At 62.1% G+C, this 12434-nt stretch carries 12 protein-coding genes; 3 read left to right on the plus strand and 9 right to left on the minus strand.

Going from position 1 to position 12434, the window contains the following annotated elements; translation table 11 throughout:
• Positions 1-150 precede the first annotated feature (150 nt).
• The 7 genes from panB to thpR form a co-directional block, all read right to left on the minus strand.
• Positions 151-945: a 3-methyl-2-oxobutanoate hydroxymethyltransferase gene (panB, locus tag G5179_RS10020; protein ID WP_128815565.1), complete on the minus strand. Its 795-nt coding sequence runs from the start codon at positions 943-945 to the stop codon at positions 151-153.
• On the minus strand, positions 942-1451 hold the full coding sequence (gene folK, locus G5179_RS10025; protein WP_216980231.1) for a 2-amino-4-hydroxy-6-hydroxymethyldihydropteridine diphosphokinase: 510 nt from the start codon (positions 1449-1451) through the stop codon (positions 942-944). Before folK ends, panB begins: the two co-directional genes overlap by 4 nt.
• An 11-nt stretch (positions 1452-1462) precedes the next feature.
• On the minus strand, positions 1463-2938 hold the full coding sequence (pcnB, locus tag G5179_RS10030; protein ID WP_421258296.1) for a polynucleotide adenylyltransferase PcnB: 1476 nt from the start codon (positions 2936-2938) through the stop codon (positions 1463-1465).
• 255 nt (positions 2939-3193) lie between these two features.
• Positions 3194-4102, minus strand: coding sequence for a tRNA glutamyl-Q(34) synthetase GluQRS (gene gluQRS / locus G5179_RS10035; RefSeq protein ID WP_421258297.1), 909 nt, complete (start codon positions 4100-4102; stop codon positions 3194-3196).
• Between the two features lie 111 nt (positions 4103-4213).
• On the minus strand, positions 4214-4663 hold the full coding sequence (gene dksA, locus G5179_RS10040) for an RNA polymerase-binding protein DksA (protein WP_005335644.1): 450 nt from the start codon (positions 4661-4663) through the stop codon (positions 4214-4216).
• A gap of 119 nt (positions 4664-4782) precedes the next feature.
• The gene (gene sfsA / locus G5179_RS10045) at positions 4783-5526 is read right to left on the minus strand and encodes a DNA/RNA nuclease SfsA (RefSeq protein WP_019444756.1); all 744 of its coding nucleotides are present in this window, start codon (positions 5524-5526) and stop codon (positions 4783-4785) included.
• On the minus strand, positions 5523-6065 hold the full coding sequence (thpR, locus tag G5179_RS10050; protein WP_236373814.1) for an RNA 2',3'-cyclic phosphodiesterase: 543 nt from the start codon (positions 6063-6065) through the stop codon (positions 5523-5525). Before thpR ends, sfsA begins: the two co-directional genes overlap by 4 nt.
• A gap of 178 nt (positions 6066-6243) precedes the next feature.
• Here thpR and hrpB point away from each other — a divergent pair, with 178 nt between their 5' ends.
• The 3 genes from hrpB to G5179_RS10065 all read left to right on the plus strand — a co-directional run bounded on the left by hrpB (position 6244) and on the right by G5179_RS10065 (position 11543).
• The gene (gene hrpB / locus G5179_RS10055) at positions 6244-8691 is read left to right on the plus strand and encodes an ATP-dependent helicase HrpB (protein WP_421258298.1); all 2448 of its coding nucleotides are present in this window, start codon (positions 6244-6246) and stop codon (positions 8689-8691) included.
• Between the two features lie 73 nt (positions 8692-8764).
• Positions 8765-11083, plus strand: coding sequence for a penicillin-binding protein 1B (gene mrcB / locus G5179_RS10060; protein WP_100652841.1), 2319 nt, complete (start codon positions 8765-8767; stop codon positions 11081-11083).
• Between the two features lie 58 nt (positions 11084-11141).
• Positions 11142-11543 (plus strand): VOC family protein, encoded by a 402-nt coding sequence (locus tag G5179_RS10065; RefSeq protein WP_342401193.1) that lies wholly within the window; start codon positions 11142-11144, stop codon positions 11541-11543.
• A gap of 78 nt (positions 11544-11621) precedes the next feature.
• Here G5179_RS10065 and G5179_RS10070 read toward each other — a convergent pair whose 3' ends face one another.
• Together G5179_RS10070 and G5179_RS10075 are read right to left on the minus strand one after the other, a co-directional pair.
• Positions 11622-11942 carry an SMR family transporter gene (locus G5179_RS10070; RefSeq protein ID WP_005335659.1) on the minus strand — a complete coding sequence of 107 codons (321 nt, stop codon included), beginning with the start codon at positions 11940-11942 and terminating at the stop codon, positions 11622-11624.
• Entirely contained in the window at positions 11939-12325 is a 387-nt protein-coding gene (locus G5179_RS10075; RefSeq protein WP_005335660.1) for a DMT family transporter, read from the minus strand. The genes G5179_RS10070 and G5179_RS10075 overlap by 4 nt, the downstream gene beginning before the upstream one ends.
• Positions 12326-12434 lie beyond the last annotated feature (109 nt).

Below are 12434 nucleotides of genomic sequence, written 5' to 3' on the forward strand. Positions count from 1 at the left end.
GTAGCACTCGGGCGGGATGAAGCACGAAAATGGCTATCAGCAGTTCACCTTTAGATGAATCAATAAGATACGGATTAGCTATACGGGTTAACTGTGCGAGGCTGAGAAGCAGAGACGGGGGCCGCAGCCCCCATCATGCAACTGCCAGGGTCAGTTGAAGCTGTGCTCCGGGCCGGGGAAACTCCCCTCGCTCACCTGCTGGACATAGAGGCGGATGGCGGCACGCACATCGCCGGTCTCGGCCAGGAAGTTCTTGGTGAACTTGGGCACATAGCCAGAGGTGACGCCAAAGGCATCGTGCATCACCAAAATTTGACCATCGGTCGCGGGGCCGGCACCAATGCCAATCACCGGGATGCGAAGCGCCTTGGTGATGCGCTCGGCCAGCGCAGTGGGCACACACTCGAGCACCAGCAGCTGGATACCGGCCGCTTGCAGTTCGAGGGCCTGGCGGTAGATCTCCTGCGCCTGAAACTCGTCACGCCCCTGCACCTTGAAGCCGCCAAAGACATGAACGGATTGCGGGGTGAGACCGAGGTGACCACACACAGGCACCCCGTTGCGGGTAAGGTGACGGATAGAGTCACAGAGCCAGTCGCCCCCTTCCATCTTGACCATGCGGGCACCGGCCGCCATCAGGCGGGCAGCGTTCTGGTAAGTCTGCTCGGGGGTGGCGTAGCTCATGAACGGCATGTCGGCGACCACCAGTGCCTTGCTGGCACCGCGCGCCACACAGCGGGTGTGATAGACCATCTCATCCATGTTGACCGCCAGGGTATCCTGACCCCCTTGCAGCACCATGCCCAGCGAATCGCCGATAAGCAGCACGTGGGCCCCCTCGTCGTCGAACAGCTTGGCAAAGGTGGCATCATAGGCGGTGATGGCGGTGAACTTTTGACCTTCCTGCTTCATCTTCAGCAGGCTGGCGGTGGTGATCTTGCTCATAGAGGCTCCTGTACGTCTGCACGCGGGGCAATGATGGCCAAATCATTGTGCGGGCAGCGGGCAACCAGTCGGGCGAGCGGGGTGCCGCAGGGCAGCACCAGAGCAGGCGCAATTTCGGCAAGAGGCAGCAGCACGAACTCCCGCTCCTTCATGCCGTAGTGGGGTACGATCAGGCGCTCATGGTTGATCACCTGATCCCCATAGAGCAGCAGATCGAGATCCAGAGTTCTCGGCCCCCACCGCTCATCTTTGCGCACACGTCCCTGTTCCAGCTCGATTTTTTGTAATTGATCCAGCAGCGCAAGGGGTGCGAGCCGGGTGTTGAGCCGGACCACGGCATTGACGTAGTCCGGTTGGTCAGCAGGCCCCATGGGGCGGCTGCTGTAAAACGACGAGGCCTGCACCAGCACAGATTCCGGCAACCTTGCCAGGGCGGCAACGGCGCGACGAGCCTGACCCAGCGGATCAGACAGGTTGGAACCAATGGCGATGAAGACCTCGGTCATCACGTCTGTGGTCACTCGGCCGTTTTCGGTTTACGACGGCGCGGGCGGCGGCGGTTGCGGCTGTTGCTGCTGCGCTTCTCGCCATCTTGGCTACGGGCTTCGCCGGCCCGACCGCGCTCACCGCCGGCCGGGCGACGGGTCGCTTCACGCTGCAGTTGCGGGCGCACATCCGGATTGGAGGCAACATAGCGCTCCCACCAGCTGGCCAGCTCGCCGAGACCGCGCTCGACCCGGTTGCGCAGCAACAGGAAGTCGAACGCCGCGCGGAACTTGGGATGCTCCATGGCGCGCTCGGGATGCTTGCCCTGACGACGGGTCAACCGCTGTTGCAGTGCCCAGATGTCGCGGACATCGGTGGTGAAACGGCGGGGAACGGCGATGATCCGCACCTGATTGTCCAGCACCTCGTTGATCGCCAGCATGAACGCGTCATACCAGGGCAGGCCGCTCTCGTTCTCCAGCACCCGACCACGGGCCTCGACGCAGCCCCACAGCAGGGTGGCGTAGAGGAAGGCGGGAGTGACGCGTTTATCTTCACGAACGCGGGTATCGGTATCGATCAGTGCCTGCTCGATAAACTGCTCGTAGGGCGAGTTGCCGTGCGGGGTAAACAGCGCAGCCACTTGCGGGAAGAGCTGTTGGAACAGGCCATACTCACGCAGCAGCTTGTAGGTCGCCAGACCGTCGCCAGCCAGGAACAGCTTGAGGGTCTCCTCAAACAGGCGGGCTGCAGGGATGTCTTGCAGCAGAGGCGCCAGCTCCTTGATGGGGGCGGCGGTACGCGGGCTGATGGTCATATCCAGCTTGGCGGCAAAGCGCACGGCGCGCAGCATACGCACCGGATCTTCACGATAACGGGTCTCGGGATCGCCGATCAGCTCAAGCTTGCGCTCGGCCAGATCTTCCAGACCCCCTTCGAAATCGTGCAGGGTGAAATCTTTGGCGCTGTAGTAGAGGGCGTTGACGGTAAAGTCGCGGCGCTCGGCATCCTCTTCGATGGTGCCGTAGACGTTGTCGCGCAGCAGCATGCCTTCATCAGACTGGGCCGACACATGTTTGCTGGTATTGACCTGATGGTGGTGACCCCGGAAGGTGGCCACTTCGATCACGTCACGACCAAAGACAATGTGGGCCAGGCGGAAACGACGGCCAATCAGGCGGCAGTTGCTGAACAGCGCCTTGATCTGCTCCGGCGTCGCATCGGTTGCGATGTCGAAATCCTTGGGCGTCTTCCCGAGCAGCAGATCCCGGACTCCGCCGCCGACCAGGTAGGCCTCATAGCCCCCTTTGTTCAGGCGATAGAGCACCTTGAGTGCATTCTCGCTGATCTCTTTGCGCGAAATAGGGTGCTGATCACGGCTTAAGGTACGACGTTGACCGGCGACACGGGCTGGAATGGGGGATTCCACCGACTGCTCGCCGTCTTCCTTGCCGAGCACCTTGCGGCAAAAGTTTGCGATCTGGGAAAAAATGGTACACCTCTTCATGACTTCTAAATTGACGGGAGGCCAAAAAATAGCGGCCTATCATAGCTCACGCCTAACCAAATGAAAAACCGTGCTGACAATTGATCCCGCATGAAACCGTCCGCCAGCGAAAATAGCGGTCAATCTGCACATAGCTCACACCTGACCAAATGAAAAACCGTGCTGAAAATTGATCCCGCATGAAACCGTCTGCCAGCGAAAATAGCGGTCTATCAGCGCCCAGCTCACGTCCTATTACACGAAAACCGGCTCTCTTTACTCTATGTCCAGCGGGATTTTCTCGCTGGCGGGCACCCGTTCGAGCTGCCAGTTAGCGATACCCCACCGGATGATCTCGTCGATCCGGCTCGCCATCAGCTCGGGCGGCGGGCACTGGCCGAGGAAGTGCAGCGCCTGCCACAGGGCCGGTCGCACCTCATCGAGCGCCAGGGCCGGCGCATGGTTCTGCTTGGAGAGCTTGTTGCCATCGGCCAGTACCGCCAGCGGCAGGTGCACCCAGTCGGGCACCGGCGCCCCCAGGGTCTGGTAGAGGGCAATCTGGCGCACCGTGGGCTCCAGCAGATCGGCACCGCGCACTATCTCGGTGATGCCGCTGTCCATATCATCCACCACCACTGCCAGATTGTAGGCGTAAAGCCCGTCGCGGCGGCGGATAATAAAATCCTCCTCGGCAAGCGCCGCCGGGACCGCGATATGGCCCTGCAAGCGATCGTCGAAGTGGTAGACCGGATGGTGCTGGCGCAGCCGGGCGGCGCAACCTTCGGCCGCAAGCCCGAGGGTGCGGCAGTGGCCGCTGTAGAGACCGCCCGCGGCCATGATTTCTCGCCGGGTGCAGCGGCACCAGTAGAGATCCCCCGCCCGATAGAGCTGGTCGATGATCTCGTCATAACGACTATGGCGCGCGCTCTGGAACATCACCTCCCCATCCCACTCGAGGCCATATGCCTCAAGGGTTTTGAGGATCAGGTGCGCTGCCCCCGCCATTTCCCGCGGCGGATCGATATCTTCGATGCGAACCAGCCAGCGCCCCTGCTGCGCTCTGGCCTGCAAAAAGCTGCCGAGGGCGGCGATCAGCGAACCGAAATGAAGCGGGCCTGAGGGTGAGGGGGCAAAGCGGCCGACATAGGGGCGCACAAGGGGTGAGGACGGGAAATTCACTGGCATGACTATTCGGGTAAGCGATTCATTGAGGCTGCATTCTGGGGCGCGACCGCCAAAAGCTCAATAAAAAAGGGAGCCCGCGAGCTCCCTTTTTCATATACCAGAGGGTCGGGATCAACCGGCCATCTGTTTTTCCTTGATCTCGGCCAGCGTCTTGCAATCGACACAGAGGTCGGCAGTCGGACGGGCTTCCAGACGACGGATACCGATCTCGATACCGCAGTGTTCGCAGTAACCGAAATCATCGTCTTCAAGCAGCTGCAAGGTCTTCTCGATCTTCTTGATCAGCTTGCGTTCACGGTCGCGGGTACGCAGTTCAAGAGCGAACTCTTCTTCTTGCGCGGCACGATCCACGGGATCCGGGAAGTTGGCAGCCTCGTCTTTCATATGGTCGACGGTACGATCAACTTCCTGCATCAGTTGGTTGCGCCAGGCACCCAGGATCTTGCGAAAATGCGCCTTTTGTTGGTCATTCATGTACTCCTCACCCGGCTTTTCCTGGTAAGGCGCGACACCCGCAATGGCCAGGGGGCCCAGAGATTTCCTGTTTTCGCCTGTTGGCATGCCCTGTCTCCTAATTCAGCACGCTACCCGTGCCATCCATAAATTGAGGGCGACATCTATAGCAGAAGGGTAACGGGTAAGCAAACGAGCCGTACCAATAATGTTACCCACTCCAATATTTATGCACTCCCCTCGGGTAACAGGTGACCAGATTCAAACGGGATAAACCCTTGAGCCACCATGCCTTGCACCCCAACATGGGGCCGATAGCATAAAATTTCAACCCCCGCCGCGATTGCCTGCTCAATTAGCAGACTATAGTGCGGATCTATATGGGTTGCAGGGCGCATCCGGCTTATTCCGGAGTGCAACACCATAAAGAGCAGCACGGCCCTGTGGCCCGCCGCTTTCATCGCCATCAACTCGCGCAAATGCTTGGCACCACGGGCGGTGACCGCATCGGGGAAGTAGCCCATGCCAGCCTCCTCCCGCTCGTCGAGCAGGGTGACCGATTTTACCTCGATGTAACAATTGCCCTTTTCGTCATCTTCCAGCAACAGATCGATGCGACTGTTCTCTTCGCCATACTTCACCTCGGTGCGCAACCGGCTGTACCCCGCCAGCGGAGCGATAGCCTCCTGCTCGATCAGCTCGCGGGCGATCTGGTTGGCGCGCGCCGTGTTGACGCAGATAAAGTGGCCCGCCGGGCTCTCGGCGATCTCCCAGCTGTTGGGCAGCTTGCGCTTGGGGTTATCGGAAGTGGAGTACCAGACCCGGGTGCCCGGATCGGCACAACCGGTCATGGCACCGGTATTGGCGCAGTGGATAGTGATGACCTCGCCGTTATCGAGTTGCACATCGGTCAGAAAGCGCTTGTAGCGGGCCACCAGCTGGCCCGATTGCAGGGGGGGATCAAAGATCACGGGTTAGCCCTCCGCGCATCTTCTTTTACCCGGGCGCGCAGCGGCCAGCAGGCAAGCGGCTCGTAGCGCACCCCGTCCGGGGTCGAGATGGATTGATAGAGGCAGAACTCATCGGCCTGCAGCAGAAAATTTGGGGCAGGCAGGATGGCAGGCGCCTCGACCGCCTTGCGCGACAGGGTGACATGGGGGCGATAACCCTGCTCGCCATTGCCAAGACGCAACTTCTCGCCGTGGCGGCGCAGCGCCTTTGCCAGCACGGTCAGCTCGTTGGGCCACTCCTTCGGGCCAATCCAGGCAGCCTTGGCCCGGCTGAACCAGCCGGTCTCATCCAGCCTGATGGAGAGCGGCGGACAGTGCTGGCGCTCTACGGCGGCGATCAGGCGGCGGGTAGTCAACTCGTCAGCCTCACCCAGAAATGCCAGGGTCAGGTGGAGGTTGGCTTGCGGCACCGGCTGACCGGGCCAGGGCTGCTGATCGCGCCAGGCGATGAGCTCGGGGGCGAGCTCCTTGACGGGCAGGGCAAAGAAGAGTTTGGCCATGTGGTGATAATGCCTTTTTCACGCTCATTGGATGGGCCCATTCTATGGCAGCCATCCGGCCATGTCTCGCCACCCTCCCGCCCGAGTGACCATCTGCGCACATCCACTCACGGTGGCGCGGGTGGCTGTGGCAGAATAGGCTCCGTTTTACCGGTTGCCACAGAAGGTGCTCATCGCTTTGTCCCAGCTCCCCATCGTTTCGGTATTACCCGAACTCTTTGCCGCCCTCGACAGCCACACCAGCGTGATCCTGCAGGCGCCACCCGGCGCGGGCAAATCGACCCTGCTGCCGCTGGAGCTGGTGCGTCAGAACCGGCTGCCCGGCCGCATCATCATGCTGGAGCCAAGGCGCCTCGCGGCGCGCAATATCGCCACTTTTCTGGCGCGCCAACTGGGGGAGAAGGTGGGCGAGCGCATCGGCCTGCGGGTGCGTGGCGAGAGCCGCACCAGCTCAGCGACCCGGCTCGAGATCGTCACCGAAGGGGTGCTGACCCGTATGTTGCAGCAAGACCCTGAGCTGAATGGCGTCTCGCTGGTCATCTTCGATGAGTTCCACGAACGCAGTCTGCACGCCGATACCGCGCTGGCCTTCGCCATCGAGAGCCAGCAAGGGCTGCGCGATGACCTAAAGCTCTTGGTGATGTCCGCCACCCTGGATGGCATGGCACTCGAGACCTTGTTGCCGGATGCCCCTGTGGTTCGCTCCGAGGGGCGTGGCTTCCCTATCGATTACCACTACCGCCCCGCCAACCGCCAGCAGTGGCTGGAGCCGCAGGTCGGCGCCGTGGTGCTCGAAGCGCTGGCCGAGCAAGATGGCAGCCTGCTGGTCTTTCTGCCGGGACAGGGTGAGATCGAGCGGTTGGCGCAATGGTTGGCAGACAAACTGCCGGACGACGTGACCCTCGCCCCCCTCTACGGCCGCCTCGACATGGCGGCGCAGCAGGCAGCCATCGAACCGGCGCCTGCCGGCCGCCGTAAGCTGGTGCTCACCACCAATGTGGCGGAGACCTCCCTCACTATTGAGGGGATTTCGGTGGTGATCGACAGCGGGCTGGAGCGACGCGCCTCATTCGATCTGAAAAGCGGTGTCACCCGACTGGAGACCCGCCAGATAGCCAAATCCTCCGCCACCCAGCGAGCCGGTCGCGCTGGTCGCCTCGGCCCCGGTGTCTGCTACCGGCTCTGGAGCAGCGAGGTGCAGGAGCGGCTCGCCGAGCAGAGCCCGCCAGACATCCTCACTCAGGAGCTGACCGGCCTGCTGATAGATGCCGCCCAGTGGGGGGCAAAGGTGGAAGATCTGCCGCTTCTCGATATGCCTCCCGCCGCCGCGGTGGCCAGCGCCCAGCGGCTGCTGGTGGCCCTTGGCGCCATGAAGCCGGAGGGTGAGCAACAACTCACTCCCGCTGGCCGCGCCATGGCCGCCTTCGGTACTCACCCTCGCCTCGCTCGCATGCTGCTGCGCGCCCGCGAGCTGGAGTCCGAGGGTCTGACAGGGATTGTCGCCGATGCCGCTTATCTGGTGGCGTTGCAGGAAGAAGATCTGCGAGGATCGGAGCGCCTCTCTGTGCTGTTCCACCGCCGTCAAAGTGCCCTGCGCCAGAGCGCGGCCCGCTGGTTTGAACGGCTTGGCGCCCGCCAAGCCACTGCGCAGGGTCAGTGGCTGGAGCTGCTCTCCGCCCTCGCCTGGCCGGATCGCATCGGCAAACTGCGTAGCGGCAGTCGTTATCAACTCAGTGGTGGGGTGAGCTGCGATCTGGTAGAAGGTCATCCCTGTCAGGGACAAGCCGCCCTTCTCGCCATCGAGATGGGGCAGAACGATCGCGGCAGCCGCATCTTTATCGCCGAACCGGTCGAGCTGGACGAGCTGGTACGCCTGCTGCCGGAACTGGTAAGCGAACGGCAGTGGTTCGACTGGGACGAGCGCGAGGAGCGGGTGCGCGCCGAGCGCCAGCAGGTGATCGGCGAGCTGGTGCTGAACCAACGACCGCTGACCGAACTCTCTGACGAGCAGAAAGGGCGCTGCCTGCTGCAAGGCATTCGCCGCAAGGGGCTGCATGTACTGCCTTGGGACGAGAGCAGCGAAGGGCTGCTGGCCCGCCTGCGCTGCGCCCGCGACTGGCTGCCCGATGAGGGGTGGCCCGCGATGGATGACGAGAGCCTGCTGGCCACGCTGGAACAGTGGCTGCTGCCAGCGGTGAGCGGCATGACCCGGCTGGAGCAGTTGAAAAAGCTCAATATGAGCGACATCCTGCGCCAATCCCTGCCCTGGCCGTTGCCCAAACGGCTGGACGAGGCGCTGCCGAGCCACTTTGCGGCACCGACCGGCAGCCGGGTACGGATCCGCTATCAGCCAGGGCAGGCACCGGTGATCCCGGTACGTATTCAGGAGATGTTCGGGCAAGGCTCGACCCCCTGCGTGGCCGATGGCCGGGTGCCGCTGGTAGTGGAGCTGCTCTCCCCCGCCCAGCGACCGCTGCAGATCACTGCCGATCTGGCCGCTTTCTGGGCAGGATCCTACGAACAGGTGAAAAAAGAGATGAAGGGGCGCTATCCCCGCCACTACTGGCCGGAAAATCCGCTGGAAGCGATGCCGACCAAAGTCACCAAGAAGAAGATGGGCATCTAGGTTCGGCGGGTTAATCCCGCTCGAACGTTCGCGAATGCGACATAACAAGTAGAAAGGAAAGCAAAGAGGATTTATGGCAACCCAACGACGCAAGCGTGCCCCCAAGAAGGCAGCGCCCAAACGCACCATCTGGCGCAAGCTGTTCTGGCTGGGCTTCAAGCTCTCCCTGGTGGTGGCGGCCTTTATGGTGGTGTTTGGCATCTACCTCGATACCAAGGTGCGCGAGCGCTTCGATGGCGAGAAGTGGCAGCTGCCGGTGATGGTCTACAGCCGCCCGCTGGAGCTCTACCCCAGCCAGCGCCTGTCGCGGGACCAGATGCTGCGCGAGCTCAACATGCTGAGCTACAAGCAGGTGCGCCAGCCTCACACGCCGGGTGAATACACCATCAACGGCAACCGCATCGAGCTGATTCGCCGTCCGTTCGAGTTCTATGACGGCGCCGATGGTGCCCGTGGCCTGCGCCTCACCTTCAACGGCCCGCGCCTTGAGGGGATCCAGTCGCTGGAGAACCAGCGCCAGCTCGGTTACGCCCAGATGGACCCGGTGCTGCTCGACCGCCTCAATACCGAGGATCGGGAAGATCGCCTGCTGGTACGCATCGCCGAGGTGCCCGACAGCCTGCTGGTGACCCTGCTCACCACCGAAGATCGCGACTTCTACCAGCATGGCGGCGTCTCGCCGGTGGCCATCATGCGCGCCATGTTCGCCAACCTGATCGCGGGTCGTACCGTGCAGGGGGGCAGTACTCTGACCCAGCAGCTGGCCAAAAACTTCTTCCTGACCCGTGAACGCAGCCTGTGGCGAAAACTGCAGGAAGCCTACATGGCAGTGCTGATCGACTATCGCTACAGCAAGGACGAGATCCTCGAGTCCTACCTCAACGAGGTCTATCTGGGGCAGAACTTCTCGCAAGGGGTCTATGGTTTCGGCCTCGCCTCCTACTTCTACTTCGGCATTCCGGTCAACGAGCTGGATATCGATCAGGTCGCCCTGCTGGTCGGTCTGGTGAAAGGCCCCTCCTATTACGATCCCTGGCGCTTCCCGGAGCGGGCCAAGACCCGCCGTGATCTGGTGCTGAAGCTGCTGATGGATCACGGCAGCCTGACTCAGGCAGAGTATGAACTGGCCAGCCGCCAGCCCCTCGGCATCATCGCCCGCGGCCAGATGAGTTATGGCCGCACCCCGGCCTTTATGGGACTGCTCAAGCGAGAGATCCAGAGCCGCTTCGGCGCCGATCTGCTCAAGCAGTCCGGCCTCAAGATCTTCACCAGTCTCGACCCCATTGCCCAGCACGCGGCCGAGCGGGCGGTCGAATCGGGCCTCGCCGATATCGAGAAACTGCGCGGCAAGAAAAAGCTGGAGGCGGCCATGGTGGTCTCCGACTGGCATAAGGGCGAAGTCGTCGCGCTGGTGGGTGGCCGGGATCCCCGCTACGCCGGGTTCAACCGGGCGCTGGATGCCCGCCGCCAGATCGGCTCGCTGGTGAAACCGGCGGTCTACCTGACCGGTCTCTCCAACGGCCTGACCCTGGCGACCCCGCTCAAAGATCAGCCGATCCGCATTCGCGGTCAGGATGGTCAGGTCTGGACACCGCAAAACTACGATCGCAAGTTCCGCCAGAGCGTGCCGCTGATGGATGCCCTGGCCAGCTCCCTCAACGTACCGACCGTCAATCTGGGTCTGCAGGTGGGGTTGGAGAAGGTAGTCGACACCCTGCACAAGCTGGGAGTCCAGCAGGAGATCCAGCCCTATCCGTCGCTGGTGCTGGGGGCGGTTGCCCTCTCCCCGCTGGAGGTGAACCAGATGTATCTGCCCATCGCCAATCAGGGACTGACCCAGCCGCTGTCGGCCATTCGCGCCGTGGTGAACGGAGATGGCAGCCTGCTCTATCAGCATGATCAGACCGCCAAGCGGGTCACCGACCAGCAAGCAAGCTGGCTGACCCTGTTCGCCATGACCAAGACGGTGAGTCAGGGCACGGCCCGCGCCCTCAGTGCCAAGTTCCCCGGCGCCACCATGGCGGCCAAGACCGGCACCACCAACGAGCTGCGCGACTCCTGGTTTGCCGGGATGGACAACAACGAACTGGTCAGTATCTGGGTCGGTCGCGACGACAACACCCCGGCGGGCTTGACCGGTGCCAGCGGTGCCCTGCAGCTCTTTAGCGGCTACATGAGCCAGCGCGGCGTCAACAGTCTTGGATTGAAGATGCCGGAAGGGGTCACCTGGGCCAACTTCTCCCGCGCCAGCGGCACCCGCGTCGCCAGCGACTGCCCGGGCAGCCTGCAGGTGCCGGCCAAAGCCTCCACCATGGGCTCCCCGGCCGGTTGCGCCAGCAGTGCGACGCCACGCAGTGCGCTGGATGACTGGTTCGGCGGTTTCTTCAACTAGATCAACGATACGGGCAACGCAGGCTGTCCGTTCACTATGCTGCTGACAAGGAAACACCATGACCTTTCCGCTGTTTGACGCCATCCACCATGTGGCTATCATCGCCAGCGATTACCCACGCTCGCGCCACTTCTACCACGAGGTGCTGGGGCTTCCCATCATCGCCGAGACCCTGCGCGAGGCGCGCCAGTCGTGGAAACTGGATCTGGCCCTGCCGGACGGCAGCCAGCTGGAGCTGTTCAGCTTCCCCTCGCCTCCCGAGCGCCCCTCCCGCCCCGAGGCGTGCGGCCTGCGCCATCTTGCCTTTCGGGTCAGCGATCTTGACCGGGTCATCGCCCATCTGCTGGCCCATCGGGTCGAGATAGAGCCGGTGCGGGTAGACGAGCTGACCGGCAAGCGTTTTACCTTCTTCGCCGACCCCGACGGCCTGCCGCTGGAGCTCTACGAAGCGCCGCGCTGAGCCTGAGTCGGTCAAACAGTCGGCCAAACAAAAAGCCGCCCGGCGAAACCGGGCGGCTTTTGTTATTGCTTCAGATTATCAGGCGGTAGTCAGCATAACGACTGCCAGCGCCATCACCATCATGCCAGCCCAGCCGATGGGCTTGAGCCGCTCACCGAAGAAGAGCAAACCGCCCAGCGCCGTACCGACGATGCCGATAGCCCCCCAGGTGGCGTAGGCAACAGCCAGGTCAATCTGGCCGCCACTTACCGCTTCCGAGAGCAGGGTAAAGGCGCCGAGTACCAGCATGATCCCCAGGAATCCCCACCCCTTGTAACGAAAACCCTTGGAGCGGTTGATGGCCATGTTGGCGCCGATATCGATCAGTGCGGCACCCAATACAATCACAAACGGACTCATGCTGTGGCCTCCGCTTCTACTGACTTGTCTGCGGGCTCATCATGGGTCTCCCCCATGGTCACCATAACAATCCCCACTATCGCGAGAGCCAGGCCAATCAGCTCCTGAACGGTCACATCGTAACCAAGGAACATGACCGACACTATGGTGATCAAGGTGATCCCGAGCCCCTCCCAGAGCGCAAACGCAATACCAATGGAGATTGTTTTGGCGGCTTTCGCCAGCAACCAGTACGAGAAGCCGATCAACAGCCACATCGGGATGTAATTCATCCAGCCAGCTCCCTGCTCGGGGATCATGGCCATGCTGGAGGTACCGGCGACCTCGGTCACGATGGCGCCGGTCAAAAACAGCCGGGCCAGAAACATACGACTTAATAACATATAAGATGCCTTTGTTGCTTCGACGGGAGAGATGGTAAACGGGGAGAAGCAACTCGCGACAATCGCTCAGCGTCGATTATTCCGACGCCACAGGTTTGCCTTGCCTTGG

This window comes from Aeromonas sp. 600886, from assembly GCF_049174935.1.
GTDB classification, from domain to species: Bacteria; Pseudomonadota; Gammaproteobacteria; order Enterobacterales; family Aeromonadaceae; genus Aeromonas; species Aeromonas veronii_A.